At 60.1% G+C, this 18,851-nt stretch carries 15 protein-coding genes; 5 read left to right on the forward strand and 10 right to left on the reverse strand.

Going from position 1 to position 18,851, the window contains the following annotated elements:
* Nucleotide 1: 1 nt before the first annotated feature.
* The 6 genes from lipA to sucB form a co-directional block, all read right to left on the reverse strand.
* Nucleotides 2-1,066 (reverse strand): lipoyl synthase, encoded by a 1,065-nt coding sequence (gene lipA, locus WM42_RS10850; protein ID WP_061923719.1) that lies wholly within the window; start codon nt 1,064-1,066, stop codon nt 2-4.
* An 88-nt stretch (nt 1,067-1,154) separates the two neighbouring features.
* Nucleotides 1,155-1,958 (reverse strand): lipoyl(octanoyl) transferase LipB, encoded by an 804-nt coding sequence (gene lipB, locus WM42_RS10855; RefSeq protein WP_061923716.1) that lies wholly within the window; start codon nt 1,956-1,958, stop codon nt 1,155-1,157.
* Nucleotides 1,959-2,116: 158 nt separating this feature from the next.
* A complete protein-coding gene (gene gcvH / locus WM42_RS10860; RefSeq protein ID WP_061923713.1) occupies nt 2,117-2,506 on the reverse strand; it encodes a glycine cleavage system protein GcvH in 390 nt (129 codons plus the stop codon).
* Nucleotides 2,507-2,572: 66 nt separating this feature from the next.
* Nucleotides 2,573-3,685, reverse strand: coding sequence for a glycine cleavage system aminomethyltransferase GcvT (gene gcvT, locus WM42_RS10865; RefSeq protein ID WP_062038145.1), 1,113 nt, complete (start codon nt 3,683-3,685; stop codon nt 2,573-2,575).
* A gap of 39 nt (nt 3,686-3,724) precedes the next feature.
* Complete coding sequence (gene gcvP / locus WM42_RS10870) at nt 3,725-6,589, reverse strand: aminomethyl-transferring glycine dehydrogenase (RefSeq protein WP_062039427.1); 2,865 nt, start codon at nt 6,587-6,589, stop codon at nt 3,725-3,727.
* A 370-nt stretch (nt 6,590-6,959) separates the two neighbouring features.
* On the reverse strand, nt 6,960-9,023 hold the full coding sequence (gene sucB / locus WM42_RS10875) for a 2-oxoglutarate dehydrogenase, E2 component, dihydrolipoamide succinyltransferase (RefSeq protein ID WP_062038148.1): 2,064 nt from the start codon (nt 9,021-9,023) through the stop codon (nt 6,960-6,962).
* 139 nt (nt 9,024-9,162) lie between these two features.
* Between sucB and WM42_RS10880 the strand changes: the two genes are divergently transcribed.
* Nucleotides 9,163-9,555, forward strand: a complete 393-nt coding sequence (locus WM42_RS10880) for a hypothetical protein (RefSeq protein ID WP_061923587.1) — start codon at nt 9,163-9,165, stop codon at nt 9,553-9,555.
* Between the two features lie 22 nt (nt 9,556-9,577).
* Here the strand turns inward: WM42_RS10880 and WM42_RS10885 are convergent, their stop codons facing one another.
* Nucleotides 9,578-11,077 (reverse strand): leucyl aminopeptidase, encoded by a 1,500-nt coding sequence (locus WM42_RS10885; RefSeq protein WP_062038150.1) that lies wholly within the window; start codon nt 11,075-11,077, stop codon nt 9,578-9,580.
* Nucleotides 11,078-11,198: 121 nt separating this feature from the next.
* Between WM42_RS10885 and WM42_RS10890 the strand changes: the two genes are divergently transcribed.
* On the forward strand, nt 11,199-12,305 hold the full coding sequence (locus WM42_RS10890) for a branched-chain amino acid aminotransferase (RefSeq protein ID WP_061923579.1): 1,107 nt from the start codon (nt 11,199-11,201) through the stop codon (nt 12,303-12,305).
* Between the two features lie 21 nt (nt 12,306-12,326).
* Here WM42_RS10890 and WM42_RS10895 read toward each other — a convergent pair whose 3' ends face one another.
* Together WM42_RS10895 and WM42_RS10900 are read right to left on the reverse strand one after the other, a co-directional pair.
* A complete protein-coding gene (locus tag WM42_RS10895; protein WP_062038165.1) occupies nt 12,327-13,340 on the reverse strand; it encodes a nicotinate-nucleotide--dimethylbenzimidazole phosphoribosyltransferase in 1,014 nt (337 codons plus the stop codon).
* 54 nt (nt 13,341-13,394) lie between these two features.
* A complete protein-coding gene (locus WM42_RS10900; RefSeq protein WP_062038168.1) occupies nt 13,395-14,096 on the reverse strand; it encodes a DUF3043 domain-containing protein in 702 nt (233 codons plus the stop codon).
* A 153-nt stretch (nt 14,097-14,249) separates the two neighbouring features.
* Here WM42_RS10900 and WM42_RS10905 point away from each other — a divergent pair, with 153 nt between their 5' ends.
* Entirely contained in the window at nt 14,250-14,594 is a 345-nt protein-coding gene (locus WM42_RS10905) for a HesB/IscA family protein (RefSeq protein WP_061923570.1), read from the forward strand.
* 170 nt (nt 14,595-14,764) lie between these two features.
* On the opposite strand, the gene asnB is transcribed toward WM42_RS10905, so the two are convergent.
* A complete protein-coding gene (gene asnB, locus WM42_RS10910; protein WP_062038171.1) occupies nt 14,765-16,687 on the reverse strand; it encodes an asparagine synthase (glutamine-hydrolyzing) in 1,923 nt (640 codons plus the stop codon).
* Nucleotides 16,688-17,097: 410 nt separating this feature from the next.
* Between asnB and ctaC the strand changes: the two genes are divergently transcribed.
* The gene (ctaC, locus tag WM42_RS10915) at nt 17,098-18,174 is read left to right on the forward strand and encodes an aa3-type cytochrome oxidase subunit II (RefSeq protein WP_061923561.1); all 1,077 of its coding nucleotides are present in this window, start codon (nt 17,098-17,100) and stop codon (nt 18,172-18,174) included.
* Between the two features lie 23 nt (nt 18,175-18,197).
* Nucleotides 18,198-18,629: an aa3-type cytochrome oxidase subunit IV gene (gene ctaF / locus WM42_RS10920; protein ID WP_061923558.1), complete on the forward strand. Its 432-nt coding sequence runs from the start codon at nt 18,198-18,200 to the stop codon at nt 18,627-18,629.
* Nucleotides 18,630-18,851: the final 222 nt, after the last annotated feature.

The following is an 18,851-nucleotide window of genomic DNA, read 5'->3' on the forward strand; positions in this document are numbered from 1 at the left end:
ATTAACGAATTGCAGCGGCAGCGGAGTCAGCGTTTGCCGGGGTCTTTACCATGCGGGTCGTTACCGGGGTTTCCTGGGAAGGGCCGTACTTCTCGAGCAGCGTCGAAGCCTCTTGGGCGGTAGCGCCCTTCGAGGTCTCAGCCAGGTGCTGCAAATTTTCTGGCAATTCGAAGCCGCGGGCCTCCATAGCCTGCACGTACAGGCGGCCAGCGCGGTAAGAAGAACGCACCAGTGGGCCAGACATGACGCCGCCGAAGCCGAGCTCCTTGGCCAGCTTGGAGTGTTCGACGAACTCCTCCGGGCGGACCCAACGCTCGATCGGGTGGAAGCGCGGGCCTGGGCGCAGGTACTGGGTAATGGTGATGATGTCGCAGCCAGCAGAGCGCAGGTCGCGCAGAGCTTCCTCGATCTCATCCTTGGTCTCGCCCATGCCCAGGATCAGGTTGGACTTGGTGATGAGACCAAAGTCGTGAGCCTGGCGAATTACGTCGAGGGAGCGCTCGTAGCGGAAGGCCGGGCGGATGCGCTTGAAGATGCGCGGCACGGTCTCCAGGTTGTGAGCGAAGACCTCAGGGCGAGCCTCGAAGACCTCCTGCAGAAGGTCCGGCTTGCCGGAGAAGTCAGGGGTCAGGTTTTCCACACCGGTGTGCGGGTTGAGCTCGTGAATCTTGCGCACGACCTCGGCGTAGAGCCACGCGCCTTCATCCGGCAGATCGTCGCGGGTAACACCGGTGATGGTGGTGTAGTTCAGGTCCATCTCCTGGATGTTTTCTGCAACGCGGCGCGGCTCGTCGCGGTCCAACTCCGCCGGCTTACCGGTGGCAATGTCGCAGAAATCGCAGCGGCGGGTGCACTTATCGCCACCGATGAGGAAGGTGGCCTCACGAGATTCCCAGCACTCGTGGATATTCGGGCAACCAGCCTCCTGGCACACGGTGTGCAGGGAAGCGCCGGACACGCGGGACTTCATATCCTCGTAGCCCGGGCCGGTGCGGACCTGGTTGCGGATCCAGCGCGGCTTTTGTTCGATGGGGGATTCCGCATTCTTCTTCTCAATGCGGAGCATCTTGCGTCCTTCAGGCTTAACAGTCACAAAAACTCACTCTACGGGGTTGGGATTGTCTCTTACTAATACAAGGCCGGTGTGTGGAGGTTTATTCCGCACTCTGGGCACGCTTTTGGCGGGCCTTCTCGTTGGCGACCTTAATCGGGTCTGGCGCTGAACCAAATGTGTGGTCCGCGACGGTGAGTTCACCAGAAAGCGCGCGCTGCAGGGCGTCGAGAAGCGGTGTCGCAGCCTCCTCCATAGTGACATCGCGGCCAAGCTCGAGGCTCAGCGTGGTCACGTCGGCGTCGTCAATGCCGCAGGCCACGATGTGCTCGTAATACTCCAGCGTGTTGGTGCAATTAAGCGCAAGACCATGCATGGTCACGCCGCGAGTGATGCGGATTCCCAGCGCCGCAATTTTGCGATCGCGCTTGGGGGCCTGCGGGTCCGTGGCCTGGGTGGTGGAGGGCACCCACACACCAGACCGGCCGTCGATGCGGCCGGCGGTACGAACGCCAAGCTCGCGCACCGTCTGGATGATTGCCTCTTCGAGCCGGCGGACATAGTCCACGACGTCGACAGGCTCCGCGAGCTTCAAGATGGGGTAGACCACCAGCTGCCCCTCACCATGCCAAGTAATCCGCCCGCCGCGATCCACCGTGATGACCGGCAGACCATTGTCCGGCATATCCTCCGGCTGCGTGCGTTTGCCAGCGGTGTAGATGTTGGGGTGCTCGACCACGAGGATGATGTCCCCGCGCTCGCCTTTTGCGCGCTGGGCGGCAAGCTCGGCCTGGAGATCCCACGCCTGTTGGTAATCCATGCGGCCGAGGTGGCGGATTTCCAGCGCTTCCTGTGACGCGCGAATACTGCGATCAGCGGGGAAGAAGGGCTCACGAGGAGCTGTCATGTGTGATGCTTCCTTAATCTAATAAAACGCGGGGGTCGATACTGATAGTGCCACCCAGGCCAATGCCGGCCCAACACCGGGGTGAGGGGGCAGGTGGAGGCGTAGTCGGAGGCAAAAGAAAAAGCGGGAGGAAACCTCCCGCTTTAGCAGTAAGTGGCTTAAACGCCGTTTGCCGCAGCGTACTCTTCTGCGGTCATCAGCTCGCCGGTCTCAGAAACCTCGACCTCGAAGAGCCATCCTTCACCGAATGGGTCGTTGTTGATGACTGCGTAGTCATCGTGAACAGCCTCGTTAACAGCGGTGACGGTGCCGGTAATTGGGGCGTAGAGATCGGATACGGACTTGGTGGATTCGACCTCACCGCAGGTATCGCCAGCGGTAACAGTGTCACCGACTGCCGGCAGCTCAGCGAAGACGACCTCGCCCAGACGGTCAGCAGCAACGGAGGTGATGCCAACGCGGACGGTTGCGCCCCGTGCGGCGTCAGCAGAAGAATTGATCCACTCGTGGTCCTCGGAGTAGGAGAAATCTGCAGGAAGGTTAGCCATTGTGATGGGAGTCCTTTCGGAAGATGGTATGTGCTTTTATCTTAACGGTTGTCACGCGTCCGCGAACTACTTTTCGCGCTTGTAGAACGGAAGGGCCGCGACGCTAAACGGGTAGCGCTTGCCGCGGATGTCTACCTCGACGGCGTCGCCAGGCTGCAGGTTTGCAGAGGTATCCAGCAGCGCGATGGCAACCGGGTGGCCCAGGGTCGGGGAAGGCTGACCGGAGGTGACAGAACCGACCTTGGTTTCGCCAACGAAGACCTCAGCACCGGCGCGGGCGGCGCGGCGCTGATCGGAGACCAAGCCGGTGATGGCGACCTGCGGGCCTTCCTCTGCACGAGCGCGGATGACCTCAGCGCCAACGAAGTCGGCTTCCTTCTTAGCAAAAGCACGCGCCATGCCGGCCTCAACCGGGGTGATGTCGCGGGAGAGCTCGTTGCCGTAGAGCGGCATGCCCGCTTCCAAGCGCAGGGAGTCACGCGCTGCGAGGCCACATGGCAGGATGTCGTACTCGGCACCGGCCTTGAGCAGCTCCTCCCATAGCTCCGGGGCATCGGAGTTGTAGACGATGAGCTCGAAGCCATCTTCGCCGGTGTAGCCGGTGCGGCAGATGAAGGCGTACTTGCGCGCTACCTTGCCGGTCATCGCTGCGTAGTAAGGCAGTTCCATGACGGCTTCCTGCTTGTTGTCCTCGACCAGCGGGATGAGGATTTCTGCTGCCTTCGGGCCCTGGATGGCAATCATTGCTACGTCGCGGGACTCGTTGTTGAGGTCCACATCGAAGCCCTCAGCGCGCTCGTTGAGTTCCTCCCAGACCACGTCAGCGTTGCCGGCGTTTGGCACGACCAAGAACTTGGTCTCGCCCAGGCGGTAGGTGATGAGGTCATCGATGATGCCGCCATCTGCGGCGCAGATCATCGAGTACTTTGCCTTGCCCACCTTGAGGGTGGTCATATCGGAGATTAGGCAGTAGGACAGGAACTTTGCGGCATCCTCGCCGTTGACCCAAACTTCGCCCATGTGGGACAGGTCGAAAAGGCCAGCGGAGTTGCGAACCGCGCGGTGCTCTTCGAGCTCGTTGTTGTACTTCAGGGGCATGTTCCACGGGCCGAAAGCCGTAAAGGATGCGCCAAGCTTTTCATGCTCTGCATGCAGCGGGGAGTTGAGCAGTTCAGACATTTTTCTCCTTTAGAGTTCTTCTCTGCTAGTTCGATTCTGTTAGTTGGTCTCCGCGTCAGCGGAGAGCTCGAATGCTTCTGGCGGCGGGCAAGCGCAAACCAGGTTGCGGTCACCGTAAGCCTCGTCGATGCGGCGGACTGGTGGGAAGTACTTGTTAGCGCGCAGGGAGGCAACCGGGTAGGCGGCTTCCTGGCGGGTGAAGGAGTACTCCCAGTTATCGGAGGTCACTGCCGCTGCGGTGTACGGAGCGTTGTGGATGACGGATGCCTCGTACTCAACCTTGCCGTCGATGATGTCCTGGATTTCGGCGCGGATTGCGCGCATAGCCTCGATGAAGCGGTCCAGCTCGGCGAGGTCTTCGGACTCGGTCGGTTCCACCATGAGGGTGCCGGCCACCGGGAAGGATAGGGTCGGTGCGTGGAAGCCGTAGTCCACGAGGCGCTTTGCGACGTCCGCCGCAGTAACGCCGGAGGCATCGGTCAGCTCGCGCAGATCGAAGATGCACTCGTGCGCGACCAGGCCAGCGTTGCCGGTGTAGAGAACCGGGAAGGAATCCTGCAGGAACTTTGCCAGGTAGTTTGCGCCCAGGATGGCGTGGCTGGTGGCCTGTGCAACGCCCTCGGTGCCGACCATGGCCAGGTAGGCCCAGGAGATAGGCAGCACGCCGGCGGAGCCAAACTTGCTGGCGGTAGAAGGAACGCCCTTTTCAATCGAGGTAGCCTGCTGCGGGTCGATGGAGGAATCGTTCGCATCGGTGGGCAGGAATGGCACCAGGTGCTTGGCGACGCCTACCGGGCCAACGCCCGGGCCACCGCCGCCGTGCGGGATGGTGAAGGTCTTGTGCAAGTTCAGGTGGCTGACGTCGCCGCCGAACTCGCCCGGGCGTGCCCAGCCGGTTAGTGCGTTCATGTTCGCGCCGTCGATGTAGACCTGGCCGCCTGCCGCGTGGACCTTGTCGCACACGTCGCGGACCTCAGGGTCGAAGACGCCGTGGGTGGATGGGTAGGTGATCATGATGCCGGCGATGTGCTCACCGTGTTGCTCGATCTTGGCATCCAGGTCCGCCAAGTCGATGGAGCCATCGTCCGCGGTAGCAACGACGACCACGCGCAGGTTGGCCAGGGTAGCAGAGGCCGCGTTGGTGCCGTGCGCGGAAGATGGAATGAGGATGACGTCGCGGCCAGCGTCGCCGTTGGCAACGTGGTAGCGGCGGATGGCCAGCAGGCCTGCGAGCTCACCCTGGGAGCCAGCGTTGGGCTGGATGGAGACCTTGGCATAGCCGGTCAGCTCGGCCAACCAGCCCTCGAGCTCCTCGATGAGCGCGCGCCAGCCGGCGGTGGTCTCTTCCGGTGCATATGGGTGAATGCCCGCGAACTCTGGCCAGGAGATCGGCTCCATGGCGGCAGTGGGGTTCAGCTTCATGGTGCAAGAACCCAGCGGAATCATGGTGCGGTCCAGCGCCAAGTCCTTGTCTGCCAGAGTGCGCAGGTAGCGCAGCATCTGGGTCTCGGAGTGGATGGAGTTGAAGATTGCGTGATCCAGCGGAGCTTCCTCGCGAACGAGCGCGGAAGGCAGGGCATTAACGGCGGACTCGGCGTTGTCCTTGTCTGCGGACTCTGCGCCGAATGCGGCGGCGAGCTTGGCGACGTCATCAAGCGTTGCGGACTCACCAAAGGAGACGGAGATTTTCTCGGAGCCGATAGCGCGCACGAGGTAACCCTGTTCCTGAAGGGATGCCTTGATGGCTGCAGCGTCGACGTCGGTGACAGTGACGGTGTCGAAGAACTCGTCAGCGACCAGGGTCTTGCCTGCGCCCTTTACAGCAGCGGCGAAGGAAGCGGCGAGCCCGTGAACGTGCTCAGCGATCTTCTTCAGGCCCTCTGGGCCGTGGTAGACAGCGTACATGGACGCTACGTTGGCCAGCAGTGCCTGCGCGGTACAGATGTTGGAGGTAGCGCGTTCACGGCGGATGTGCTGCTCGCGGGTCTGCAGAGCCAGGCGGTATGCCGGGCGGCCGTCTGCATCCTTGGAAACACCGACAATGCGGCCCGGCATCTGGCGCTTAAGCTTGTCAGTAACGGCCATGTATGCCGCGTGCGGGCCACCGAAGAACATTGGGACGCCGAAGCGCTGTGCGGAGCCCAGCACGATGTCCGCGCCCAGCTTGCCCGGTGCTTCCAACAGGAGGAGGGAGAGTGGGTCGGCGACGACGGAGACAACCGCACCGCGGGTGTGCAGCTCCTCGATGATGCCGCGTGGGTCAAAGACGTCGCCCTCGGTGCCGGTGTACGCGATGACGGCGCCGATGAGGTCTTCGCCCACGAGGCCCTCGCGGATATCGAGGATTTCCACCTCGAGCTCGATGGCGCGAGCGCGCTCCGCCGCCACAGCGAGCACCTGTGGATGCAGGCGGGAGTCCAGGATGACGCGGCGGCCCTTCTTGACCGCGCGGGACATCAGGCCGACTGCCTCAGCGGTAGCGGAAGCCTCGTCGAGCAGGGAAGCGTTTGCAATCGGCAGACCAGTCAGGGATTCGATCATGGTCTGGAAGTTCAGCAGTGCTTCCAGACGGCCCTGGGAGATCTCCGGCTGGTACGGGGTATAAGCGGTGTACCAACCAGCATCCTCCAGCAGGCCGCGGCGGATGACGGCCGGGGTGAGCGTGTCGGAGTAGCCCTGGCCATAGAAGGACTTCAACACGATGTTCTGGCTGGCGTATTCGCGCAGCTTGTCCTGCGCTTCATTCTCGCTCAAGGCATCTGGCAATTGCGGTGCCGATGCGGCGCGGATGGTTGTGGGAAGTGCTGCGTCGACAAGCGCGTCCACGCTGTTGTATCCCAGTGCGTTGAGCATCGTCGCTTGCTCGGAAGAATTTGGTCCGAGGTGGCGCGAGATGAAATCCATAAGTTCAATCTCCTTTGAAAGAAGCTCCGTGAAGGACGTCATGGTGAATGCCTAAAACATGGCCTAAACCGACCCCAAGTATAAAGCCTATGGCTGTGACCTAAATCGGTTTATAGAAGTCTTTTCGTGCACCACACAGCAACGGCGTGGCCCATGGACGCGTAGGGAGCCTAAAAGTGCCGAATAGAATCCCTACGCAGCCCGTGGGCGAGGAACAGGGCTGAGAAATCGCCGGACAGATTCGGGCAGGCCTAACACCCCCGTTTGAGGGGGAGATATGTGAAAACCCCGCAGGCTCCCGAGTATCCACAGCAGTGGAAACAGGGGAGCCTGCGGGGCGGAAACCCTAAACTACTAAGGGCTTAACTCCTTAGACCTCGAGGTCAGCCTCGAAGTCGGCGGTCTCAAGGCGGTCCTTGATGGTGGTGATGAAGCGACCTGCGTCTGCACCATCGACAACCTGGTGGTCATAGGTGAACGGCAGGTAGCACATCTGGCGGATAGCGATTGCGTCCTGGCCATTCTCGTTGACAACAACTGCGCGCTTGGTGATAGCGGCGGTGCCCAGGATGCCGGCCTGTGGCGGAACCAGAATCGGGGTATCGAGGAGTGCGCCCTCGGAGCCGATGTTGGTGACGGTGAAGGTGGCACCGGTGAGGTCGTTCGGCTTCAGCTTGTTGTTGCGGGCCTTGTCAGCCAGCTCAGCAATAGCCTTTGCGATCTCTGGCAGGGACATGTCCTGTGCTTTGTGGATGACCGGCGTCAGCAGGCCACGTGGGGTATCGACGGCGATAGCCACGTTGACGTCTGCGTGGTAGGTCATCTCCTTGGTCTCAGGGTTGTAAGAAGCGTTGACGTTCGGGTGGGAAACCAGAGCCTCAACGGTTGCCTTAACGATGAACGGCAGGAAGGACAGGTTAGCGCCGTGCTTGTCGATGAAGGCCTGCTTGGACTTCTTGCGCATATCCCAGATGGCAGTCATGTCGACTTCCTGGACGTGGGTCAGCTGTGCGGAAATCTGCAGAGCCTCAACCATCTTTGCAGCGGTGATCTCGCGGATACGGTTGACCTTCTGGGTGGTGCCGATGAGCTCCTGCTTTTCCGGATCCACGGACTTGGTGGACCAGCGTGCGCGTGGGTTGGAGGAGCCGGCTGCCGACGCCGCCGGTGCCTCGCCCTCGCCTGCAGCTGCCAGGACATCCTGCTTGCGGATGCGGCCGCCAACGCCGGTGCCGGAAACGGTGGAAAGGTCAACGCCGTGCTTTTCCGCCAGCTTGCGTACCAGCGGGGTGACGTAAGGAACGTTATCGCCGTTGTTGATCTTGGAAGAGCCCTCGGAAGCAGCCGGGGTGGAGGAAGCGTCTGCAGACTTCTCAGCCTTTGGCTCTTCCTTCTTCTCTTCAGCCTTCGGCTCTGCCTTTTCCTCAGCCTTTGGCTCTTCCTTGGCTTCTTCCTTTTCGGAGGAAGCTGCAGGGGCAGCGTTGCCGTCGCCGATGCGGGCGATGATGGCTCCGACGTCGACGGTGTCGTCTTCGTCGGCGAGGATCTCGGTCAGGGTGCCGGCGACTGGGGATGGGATTTCGGTGTCGACCTTGTCGGTGGAGACCTCGAGGAGTGGTTCGTCGACCTCGACCGTGTCACCTACGGACTTCAGCCACTGGGTAATGGTGCCCTCGGTGACGGACTCGCCGAGCTCTGGCATAGCTACGTCGGTTGCGGAGCCGGAAGCAGCCGGTGCAGAAGCCTCTTCCTTCTTCTCTTCAGCCTTCGGCTCTGCCTTTTCCTCAGCCTTTGGCTCTTCCTTGGCTTCTTCCTTTTCGGAGGAAGCTGCAGGGGCAGCGTTGCCGTCGCCGATGCGGGCGATGATGGCTCCGACGTCGACGGTGTCGTCTTCGTCGGCGAGAATCTCGGTCAGGGTGCCGGCGACTGGGGATGGGATTTCGGTGTCGACCTTGTCGGTGGAGACCTCGAGGAGTGGTTCGTCGACCTCGACCGTGTCACCTACGGACTTCAGCCACTGGGTAATGGTGCCCTCGGTGACGGACTCGCCGAGCTCTGGCATAGCTACGTCGGTTGCGGAGCCGGAAGCAGCCGGTGCAGAAGCCTCTTCCTTCTTCTCTTCAGCCTTCGGCTCTTCTTTGGCTTCTTCCTTTTCCTCGGCTGGCTTTTCAGCGGAAGAATCGGAAGCAGACTCGCCCTCGTCACCAATGATGGCGATGACGGAGCCGACCTCTACGTCGTCATCTTCGTCAGCCTTGATTTCGAGGATGGTGCCCGCAACGGGGGAAGGGATTTCGGTGTCGACCTTATCGGTGGAGACCTCGAGCAATGGTTCGTCGACCTCGACCGTGTCACCCACGGACTTAAGCCACTGGGTAATCGTGCCTTCGGTTACGGATTCGCCCAGTTCGGGCATCACAACAGAGTGTGCCATAAGTAATAAGACTCCTCGGAAGTCGGAATTGTTTAACGCTGATGCTCAATCCTACCGCGTGTGTGCGACTAGCGTGCACATCTGGGTCCACCAGTCCGTTTTAAGTGCGTAAGTACACGGGGGAGTAGACTCATGGCCTATGTTTAATCCCTTCCGTCGAAACAGATCTAGGTCCCAGCTGCGGCCCCCACGTGGGCCTGGCGAGACGATCCGGAAGGAAGACGCAGCAGCCCTTTCTGAGTGGGCGCGCGGACGCGCCTATATCGAAGCATTTGTAGAACCCGAAACGGTGGTCAACGAGATGTCCGTGGTTGTCGTGGATGAGACTGGCCAGTTCATCCGCCGCCGGATCGGAGGGCCGAAGGGCATCGATGCCGTGGCGAAACTGCTGCAATGCGATGTCTACGACGTAGAAGAAACCGGCTACCCCCAGCGCATGCGCGAGCGTATGGAGCGCGAACGCATCTTGCGCAAGCGAGAAGAACAAAGACAGCGCCGCGCCCGCTTTGAGCGTGAGCACGGCGCTGAGTAGAAGCCCAAGCTAGGGCTGCGGTTTAGGACTCTGCGATTTCGCGCAGCGCTGCAACCACGGTGCGAACCGGAACGCCGGTGGCGCGCTTCGGGGTGTAGCCGTGCGGTGCGCCGTTGTTCCAGGACGGGCCGGCGACGTCGATGTGCGCCCACTCGATGCCCTCGCCGACGAACTTCTGCAGGTAGGTACCGGCAAATTCCATGCCGCCCTCGCGCTTAGCGTTGATATTGCGGATATCGGCAGCCTGGGACTTGACCTCTTCGTCGTGCTCCTCGAGCAGCGGCATTGCCCATGCGTTCTCACCGACCTCGCGGCCAATCTCAGCAATGCGGTCGCGGAAGAGATCGGAGCCCATGACGCCAGCGGTACGGGTACCCAGCGCGACAATCTGCGCGCCGGTAAGCGTAGCGGTCTCGATGAGGTACTCCGGCTTATCCGCGCTGGCGCGAGCAATGGCATCTGCCAAAACGAGGCGGCCTTCGGCGTCGGTGTTGAGCACCTCAGAGGTGATTCCGCCGTAGTGAGTAATCACATCGCCTGGGCGGGTAGCACCTGGTCCTGGCATGTTTTCAGCAAATGGCAGGGTAGCGGTGACCTTGACCGGGATCTCCAGCTTGGCGGCCGCAATGATGGCAGCGGCCATGGCTGCGGAGCCACCCATGTCGGAGATCATGTCCCACATGCCGGCGCCCGGCTTCAAGGAGATGCCGCCGGTATCGAAGGTGATGCCCTTGCCCACCAGAGCAACGGTGCTGGTGGCATCCTTCGGCGCCCAGGTAAGTCGCACTAGGCGTGGTGGGCGCTTGGAGCCTTTGCCCACGGAGATGATGCCGCCGTAGCCTTCCTTCTTCAGCTGCTTTTCATCTAGTACCTCTACCTCCAGGCCTGCCGCGGCAGCCTCGTTGGAGATGAATTCGGCATAAGACTCGGGGTAGAGCTCGTTAGCCGGGGTATTTACCAGATCGCGGGCGAGGTTCACAGCCTCAGCGGCAACGCGCGCGGCCTCGAACTCTTCGGCTGCCTTCTTGTTTGCGATAACGCTGAAGGAAGCCGGCGACTCGGAGTCGTTGGTCTCGCCGGAACGGATGCCGCGGTAAGCGTAGCCGCCAAGGATGAGGCCCTCGACGGTGGCGGTCAGGCCAAAGTCCGCAAGGGTGGTGACCACGGTGCCAGCGCCGGTGAGCGCACGCGCGGCGGTGCCGGCGTGGCGGCGCAGCATCTCGTCGTCGAGAAGCTCAGCGTCACCCAAGCCGACAGCGACGATGAGCGGCGCGATGGAATCCTGCGGTGCAGGGATGCGGGTGATTTCGCCCGCGCGGCCAGTTGCGCCTACCGCAGCAAGCGCCTCGTAGGTAGCGCGCAGCGCAGCGGAATCCAGAGCGTCGCTTCCCGGAACCTCAAGGCCATCCTCGCCGCTGAAGGCTGCGATGAGCAATGCGTCGGCCTTCTTTGGGGCCTTCTTTGCCAGTTCAACAGATGGGAAGCTGCCGCGGGCGGGCAGGGTAAACGCGGACTTTGCCACGATTTCCTCCTTGCATTCGGGATTGAAAATGGTTTTACCTCACACACCCTACCCGTCTAGCTCACATCTTTAGGCGAATTTTGCCTGCCCTCCTATAGAAAAAGGGAGTAGCGTGTGGGGCATGTTGAATTACACCGTAACGCGTACTGAGCACCCCACTTCAACTGAAAAACTGGCCGAGATTCTCCAGGATCCTGGCTTTGGCAAAAAGTTCACCGACCACATGGTGACCATTGACTGGAACGAAGAAAAAGGCTGGCATGACGCGCAGGTGCGTCCATATGCACCGTTTAGCATGGACCCAGCCTCCAACATCTTCCACTACGGCCAGGCCATCTTCGAAGGTATTAAGGCCTACCGCCAGCTGGATGGCTCCATCGCCACTTTCCGCCCGGAAGAAAACGCGCAGCGTTTCATCGATTCTGCGGCGCGTTTGGCCATGCCGGAGCTGCCGCAGGAAGAGTTCATCGAGTCGCTGCGCCAGCTAGTCGACGTCGATCAGGCGTGGGTTCCAGCCGCGGGCGGCGAGGAGGCGCTGTACCTGCGCCCCTTTATGATTTCCACTGAGGTCTCCTTGGGCGTTCACCCGGCGAATTCTTATCGCTACGTGCTGATTGCTTCACCGGCAGGCGCATATTTTTCCGGTGGCATCAAACCGGTATCGGTTTGGCTGTGCACCGACTATGTGCGTGCGGCTCCAGGTGGCACTGGTGCGGCGAAGTTCGCTGGCAATTATGCAGGCTCCCTGCTTGCGCAGGCACAGGCTGCGGAGAAGGGATGCGACCAGGTGGTCTGGCTCGATGCCATCGAACACAAGTACATCGAAGAGATGGGCGGGATGAACCTAGCGTTTATCTACGGCGAGGAAGGAAACCAGGCCCTGGTTACCCCAGAGCTATCCGGCTCCTTGCTGCCGGGCATTACCCGTAAGTCCTTGCTGCAGGTAGCACAGGATATGGGGCTTAAAGTTGAGGAGCGCCGCATCACTGCGCAACAGTGGCGCGATGATGTTGCATCGGGTGCGATGACGGAAGCCTTTGCTTGCGGCACCGCCGCCGTTATCACTCCAGTGGGCCATGTCATGGGCGACGACGTTGACTTCAAGGTCAACGGCAACGAAGCCGGCAAGACCACGATGGCGCTGCGCGAGCGGCTCACTGGCATCCAGCGTGGTTGCGTAGAAGATAACCACGGCTGGCTGCACACGCTGGTTGAGAAGGCCGACTAATCCTGCGGCGCCTGTTTGGGCCTATTCTTGAGCCGATTCTAGAGTCGGCTCTTGAGCTGCTGCGAGAACATTGAGTTCGTCCGCGGCAAGTTCGAGGGCGGACTGAATGAGCGGCAACGCGGCCAGTGCGCCCAGGCCTTGTCCGGCGCGCATCTCAAGCTCAAGCAGTGGGCGCAGCTCCAGCAGCTGCAAGGCCTTAATGTGTGCCGGCTCCGTGGTGACATTCGCCGCGAGCAGCCACTGCTTTACGCCTGGTGCGAGGGACTCGGCGAAGACTGCGGCGGCGGCGCACAGCGGGCCGTCGATAAGCAGCGGCGTGCGGCGCGCAGTGGCCTGACAGATAAAGCCCACCAACGCCGCAAAGCTAGGCGAGGATGCGGCTTGAATAACCTCCGCGCCCTCCAAGTTGCGGATGCGGAACATGGCGTCGCGGATCACGGTGACCTTGGTCTTCCACATTGCATCCGTGGTGCCCGAGCCAGGACCCACGATGGCGACCGGCTCAGTGCTGGTGAAATGACCCATGAGCGCTGCGGCAACGGTGGTAGCACCAACGCCCACCTCGGCGGGAATGAGCAGATCGGCGCCGGAATCAATCTCGGCGTCGGCAGTGGCTTGGCCCAAAGAAAACGCCGCCTCGAACTCCTCGTTGCCCATCGCCGGCTCGGCGTCGATAGGGGCGGAGGGCGCACAATCGACGACCGTGATGCTGGCGCTTGCGCGGCGTGCCAAGCTGTGGCTCGGTCCGGTGCCTTCCTTTAATTCAGCAATCTGCTGCGCGTCGGATTCGGGCGCGAAAGCAGAAAGGCCGACACCTTCGAAAGTGCGGGTAGCGATGCCATGCGAACCAGCGAAGACGACAACGCGTGGGCGGCGCAAAGCCGCCGCTGGTACGACACCCTGACAAGCAGCAAGCCAGCTCGCGACGCCGCTCAACCTACCGAAAGAATCTCCGCGTACAGAGGAAGCCAACGCGTCGGCGACGGCGCGGCCTGCTTGCTGATCAGGCTGCGGAACCGGCGTGAGCTCAGACATCGCTACTCCTTAATAACTACCTAGAAATAACTACCTAGATTAAGTAAGACTGCCTTAGACGGTAGCGCCGCGCTCGACGCGTGGCTTTGGGGTACGCCACTTGCGCGGCTGGGAAGCGCGCGTATATGCGTAGAAGCCCAAGCCGAAGCCAGCCTCGGTGGTTCCCGGGAACTTCAGGCGCACTGCGTTGTTGCACTGACGAGCCAGCCAGAAACCCTCGATGGCGATTACCGCGATAACCACCATGGCGAAGATATTGACCCAGTTGGCAACGTTGGGGCTGAAGTTGGCCAGCATCATAACCACAAGCAGAAGCAGCATCGCAGGCATCATCCACTCGTTGATGAATTTGCGGGAATCTACCCAGTCACGCACGTAGCGGCGGACTTCGCCCTTATCGCGGGGCAGCAGGTAGCGCTCGTCGCCGCTCGCCATGCGCTCCTGGGCAAGGCGGTTAGCCGCACGAGATTCCTCGCGCTCCTTGCGCTTATAGGCCTTCCATTCCTCCTTGGACATGGAAGCCTTCATCTCCTTGCGGTGCTGGTAGCGCTGGGCTTCGGACATGCCGTGCGGATCGCGCTTGACGCCGCGGGCGATCTCTTGCTGATCGCGCTTCGGCGTGGGACGACCCTTCGGCGGGGTGTAACCCTTGCGGTGTTCCTCCGGCTTTTTAGCAGCCGGGGTTTCGCTCATCTGAGAAGCGGGGAGGGCGGCGCTACCGTCCGCCTTTTCATCTTTTTGCCACGGAAGTTTCACGTTGATCAGACTACAAGGTTGTGGCCGTTAAATGGGAATAGGCCCGCCCTGCCCGGTGTTGTGAAAGACGTAAGCGAGGTCAACCTTTCCACCTTCGAAACATTGAGGGTAGGGTAGAGGCCAGAAAAACCCGTACTTAATAGAGGAGAAGACATGACCGCTCCAGCTTCCGCTACCGGCGTCATCCTGACTGAGGCAGCAGCCGCAAAGGCAAAGGCACTGCTCGAGCAGGAAGGCCGTGATGACCTGTCTCTGCGTATTGCCGTCCAGCCAGGTGGTTGCGCTGGCCTGCGTTACCAGCTGTACTTCGACGACCGCAGCCTCGATGGTGACAAGGTCGACAACGTTGATGGCGTAAACCTCGTCGTTGACAAGATGTCCGTTCCTTACCTCACTGGCGCAAAGATCGACTTCGCTGACACCATTGAGTCTCAGGGCTTTACCATTGACAACCCGAATGCCGGTGGCTCCTGCGCTTGTGGTGACTCCTTTAACTAAATAGCGCGCTTTTAAGCGTTTCAGCTTAAAGCGTCTTGGCTTAAGGCCCTTCGTGGCTGCAAGCACGAAAAGTGCCCGCCGCTTTCCTCTGTTCCTCCCTTTGAAAGATAAGGGAGACAGGGCAAGCGGCGGGCACTTTTTGGATAAACGTCAAAGTGACGAAACCAGGCTTATAGCTTTACCGGATAGTCGCGTTGTTCGATCTGCGGATCGATGCGATTTTCTACGAAGATGCCGTGCCAGATCATGAACGAGAGGACCGTCCACAGGCGGCGCGAGTGATCGCTCACGCCGTCGCGGTGCTCCTTGAGCATCTCCAGAACTTCCTTCTTGTTGAAGATGTCCTCGGTCTGGGACTCGTTGATCTGGTCCTGTGCCCAGCCGTAGAGCTCGTCACCAGCCAGCCAGTGGCGCATTGGAACTGGGAAGCCGAGCTTCTTGCGGTGCAGAACGTGTGGCGGAACAATCTGCTCCATTGCCTTGCGCAGAGCGTACTTGGTGGTGCCGTGGGAAATCTTCAGATCGCGCGGAATGGTTTCTGCCACCTTGAAGACTTCCTTGTCCAAGAACGGCACGCGCAGCTCCAGGGAATTAGCCATATTCATCTTGTCGGCCTTGACCAAGATGTCGCCGCGCATCCACGTAAACAGGTCGAGGTGCTGCATGCGGGCAACTGGGTCGAAGTCACGGGACTGCGCATAAATGGGCGCCGTGACCTCACGGTGGTCCCATTCCTCCTTGGCCCACGGAATAACGCGCTGCATTTGCTCGAAGTTAAAGGAGCGGGCGTTGCCGTAGTAACGCTCTTCCATGGTCATGGAGCCACGGTTGAGTAGGGACTTACCCTTCATGCCTTCTGGGAGAACTTTAGACAGCTGGCCTAAGCCACGGCGCAGCGGGGAAGGGATCTTCTCAAATGGTGCTAGCGAAAGCGGCTCCTTATAAATGGTGTAGCCGCCGAACAGCTCGTCCGCGCCCTCGCCGGAGAGAACGACCTTGACGTGTTTGCGAGCCTCCTGGGCTACGAAGTACAGCGGAACCAGGGAAGGATCGGCCACCGGGTTGTCCAGGTACCACATGATTTTTGGAACCGCGGTGGCGTATTCCTCTGGGGAGACAATCTTGACGATGTGCTCAACGCCGATTGCTTCAGCAGATTCTGCGGCGACGTCGACCTCGGAGTAGCCTTCGCGCTCGAAGCCGGTGGTGAAAGTCAAAAGATCCGGATTGTGGCGCTTCGCCAGGGTTGCAATCGCGGTGGAGTCGATGCCTCCGGACAGGAAAGAGCCAACCGTGACGTCTGCACGCATGTGCTTTTCGACGGAGTCCTCCAGCGCCTTAGCAATCTTGTCGAAGAGCTGCTGTTCGCTGCCTTCTGCCACCTTCTGGACCGGGAAGCGCGGCTTGAAGTAGCGATCGTTTATCACCTTCTGGCCCGGGCGCAGCGTGACGGTAGAGCCGGATTCGACGCGGCGAATATTAGCGTGCAGGGATTCCGGTTCCGGAACGTACTGTAGATCGACGTAGTGCTCAATTGCACGCTTGTCGAGGCTGAGGTCTAGACCCAGCGGCTCGGCCATGTCGAGGATGCACTTCATCTCGGAGGCGAAGATGGTGCCTGCCTCGGTGGTGGCGTAATACAGCGGCTTGATGCCGAACTGGTCGCGGGCGGCAAACATCGTCTTGGTTTCGGTGTCCCAGATAACGAAGCCAAACATGCCCCGCAGGTGATTGACTACATCCTCGCCCCAGTGGTGATAGCCCACGACGATGGGCTCGCCGTCGCCTTCGGTGTTGAACTTCAGGCCAGCTGCCTTAAGCTCCTCGCGCAGCTCGATGTAGTTGTAGATCTCGCCGTTGAAGGTCAGGGCATAACGCTCTGGATTATCTTCTGGGCCCCAGCGCAGTGGCTGGTGGGAGTGCTCAAGGTCAATGATGGACAGGCGGTTGAAGCCAAAGACGACGTCGTCGTCATGCCAGGTGCCCGCTGCATCCGGGCCGCGGTGGTGCATGCACTGCAAGGACTGTTCGAGGGCATCTACGTACTTGGCCGCGTCGTGATTAGCGGTCAGTAGTCCGCAAAGTCCGCACATAGGGTGGTTGCTCCTTATTAATCAAGGGTCTTTTTCTTCCGAATACTTTACGGGGCTTAAATCCTAAATGGAGTTACGCGCGCCGAGTTACAAGCTTCGTGGCAGTCTTTGTCCAGCAATCGGGGAGGGGTTGGCGCAGCTTACCCGTTAGGGTGCGAACTTTCGGATGATTTAGCCGCATGGCCTTTGTGAATTGGGTCATAGGCTAAACCCGCCATTCGAGGGGTTGGTTCTGCCCTTGTGCAGGTGGGCCGGTAACATGCAGTGCGTTCGCAGTTTGCAGAGTGTTTCGGAAGGCCTGTGAAGCTATCAAATGCTTAAGAAACGCAGGCTCCATCCACTATCCTGATTGGATAGGAATGCTCTGTGAGTATTCGAGAAGTTTGTGTGGACAGAAAGGCAGAACACACGTGGGACAGCGTAAGCAGCGCAACTTTGCCCGTAAGGCGGGCCTAGCTGGCGCAATCGCTCTTGGCGGCTTCGCATTGGCCGGTTGTGACGTAGAAGCTCCAACCGCCGTTGAGAACCTCTTGGGCTTTGGTTGGCCAAAGGGTATTACCCCTGAGGCGGAGTCTATGTACAACTTCTGGATTTGGGTCTGGGTTGCAGCATGGATTGTTGGTTTCATCATGTGGGGGCTCTTCCTCACCGCCATCTTCAAGTGGAACGCGAAGAAGGCTGAAAAGGATGGCAAGGGCGAGTTCCCTAAGCAGCTGCAGTACAACGTGCCGCTGGAGATGACTCTGACCATCGTGCCAATTCTTATCATCATGGGCCTGTTCTTCTTTACCGTTCAGGCGCAGCAGAAGGTCACCGCACTGGACAAGAACCCAGAGGTTACCGTCGATGTCACCGCTTACCAGTGGAACTGGAAGTTCGGTTACGCCGAGAACAAGGTAGACGGCGAGAACTACAACGGCGAGGACACCGAGCGTAAGAAGATTGCTGAAGAATCCTCCGTTGACCCGGAGGGCGTGGAGAACCCGAACCCAATTCACGGCAAGTCCATGGGGGACATCTCCTACCTGAACTTCAACAAGATCGAGACTGTTGGCTCCACCGAGGAGGTTCCGGTTCTGGTTCTTCCTTCCGAGACCCCGATTGAGTTCCGTCTCGCTTCCGGTGACGTCTCCCACGCATTCTGGGTTCCGGAATTCCTCTTCAAGCGCGACGTTTACGCGCACCCAGAGGCTAACGCTCAGGAGCGTCGCTTCCAGATTGAGAAGATTGATGAGGAAGGCGCATTCGTTGGCCGCTGTGCCGAGATGTGCGGTACCTACCACTCCATGATGAACTTCGAGATCCGTGTTGTTAACCGCGATGACTTCAATAAGTACCTGAAGTTCCGTGAGCAGAACCCGGAGGCAACCAACGCTGAGGCTCTTGAGCACATCGGCCAGGATCCTTACGCAGTGACCACCTCTCCGTTCAACTCTCAGCGCGATACCCGCACCGGTGACAACTTCGTTGACACCCCGAAGGCATAAGTAGAAAAGGACTGAATTTCACAATGCGTGCAACATCTAAGGTCTTCTACTCGATTGCGACCTACCTGTTTGTTTCCCTGATTGTTTACGTCCTCGGCGTGAACTTCGTGAAGGATGACGGCTACCTGTACGGTCCGGAGTGGGCAGGCATCGTCGGCCTTACCCTGGCGTTCCTGCTGTGCATCATGCTCGGCGTGTACATCAGCTTCACCGATTCCCGCGTCGACGTCGCTCCTGAGGACTGGGAAGAGGCAGAGACTGAGGACGGCGCTGGCATCCTCGGCTTCTTCTCCCCGGGTTCCATCTGGCCGCTGGCTATGACCGGCTCCATCGCGCTGCTTGGTCTGGGCATCATCTTCCTGTACTTCTGGCTCATCGTTCTCGGCGCTGCTTGCCTGGTGGCTTCCGTTACCGGTCTGTCCCTGCAGTACGGTCTGCCGAAGGAAAAGCACTAACTTTCCTTGCGCGTTAGTGGCGGCCTATCCCGGCAGCCCATAACGCCCGCCTAAAACTTCTCGCGTCCCCCATCACTTTCCGTGGTGGGGGACTTTGGCGATCTCTGCGTCGGATGGAAGGTTCCAAAAGTTCCCACAAAATCTAAAAGATTTTCTAAAGCGGATGTAGCGGGGGAGGAGACGATAGTGAAAGCTGCTCTCAACGCGCGCTATATCGCCGAG

Origin of the sequence: Corynebacterium simulans, from assembly GCF_001586215.1 — a bacterium.
GTDB lineage: Bacteria > Actinomycetota > Actinomycetes > Mycobacteriales > Mycobacteriaceae > Corynebacterium > Corynebacterium simulans.

What these genes read in the sequence shown, in the direction of transcription:
- WM42_RS10890 (WP_061923579.1), top strand. Translation starts at nt 11,199, where the DNA reads ATGTTGAATTACACCGTAACGCGTACTGAGCACCCCACTTCAACTGAA.
- gcvH (WP_061923713.1), bottom strand. Translation starts at nt 2,506, where the DNA reads ATGGCTAACCTTCCTGCAGATTTCTCCTACTCCGAGGACCACGAGTGG.
- gcvP (WP_062039427.1), bottom strand. Translation starts at nt 6,589, where the DNA reads ATGGATTTCATCTCGCGCCACCTCGGACCAAATTCTTCCGAGCAAGCG.
- WM42_RS10880 (WP_061923587.1), top strand. Translation starts at nt 9,163, where the DNA reads ATGTTTAATCCCTTCCGTCGAAACAGATCTAGGTCCCAGCTGCGGCCC.
- asnB (WP_062038171.1), bottom strand. Translation starts at nt 16,687, where the DNA reads ATGTGCGGACTTTGCGGACTACTGACCGCTAATCACGACGCGGCCAAG.
- ctaF (WP_061923558.1), top strand. Translation starts at nt 18,198, where the DNA reads ATGCGTGCAACATCTAAGGTCTTCTACTCGATTGCGACCTACCTGTTT.
- WM42_RS10905 (WP_061923570.1), top strand. Translation starts at nt 14,250, where the DNA reads ATGACCGCTCCAGCTTCCGCTACCGGCGTCATCCTGACTGAGGCAGCA.
- sucB (WP_062038148.1), bottom strand. Translation starts at nt 9,023, where the DNA reads ATGGCACACTCTGTTGTGATGCCCGAACTGGGCGAATCCGTAACCGAA.
- lipB (WP_061923716.1), bottom strand. Translation starts at nt 1,958, where the DNA reads ATGACAGCTCCTCGTGAGCCCTTCTTCCCCGCTGATCGCAGTATTCGC.
- lipA (WP_061923719.1), bottom strand. Translation starts at nt 1,066, where the DNA reads ATGCTCCGCATTGAGAAGAAGAATGCGGAATCCCCCATCGAACAAAAG.
- gcvT (WP_062038145.1), bottom strand. Translation starts at nt 3,685, where the DNA reads ATGTCTGAACTGCTCAACTCCCCGCTGCATGCAGAGCATGAAAAGCTT.
- WM42_RS10895 (WP_062038165.1), bottom strand. Translation starts at nt 13,340, where the DNA reads ATGTCTGAGCTCACGCCGGTTCCGCAGCCTGATCAGCAAGCAGGCCGC.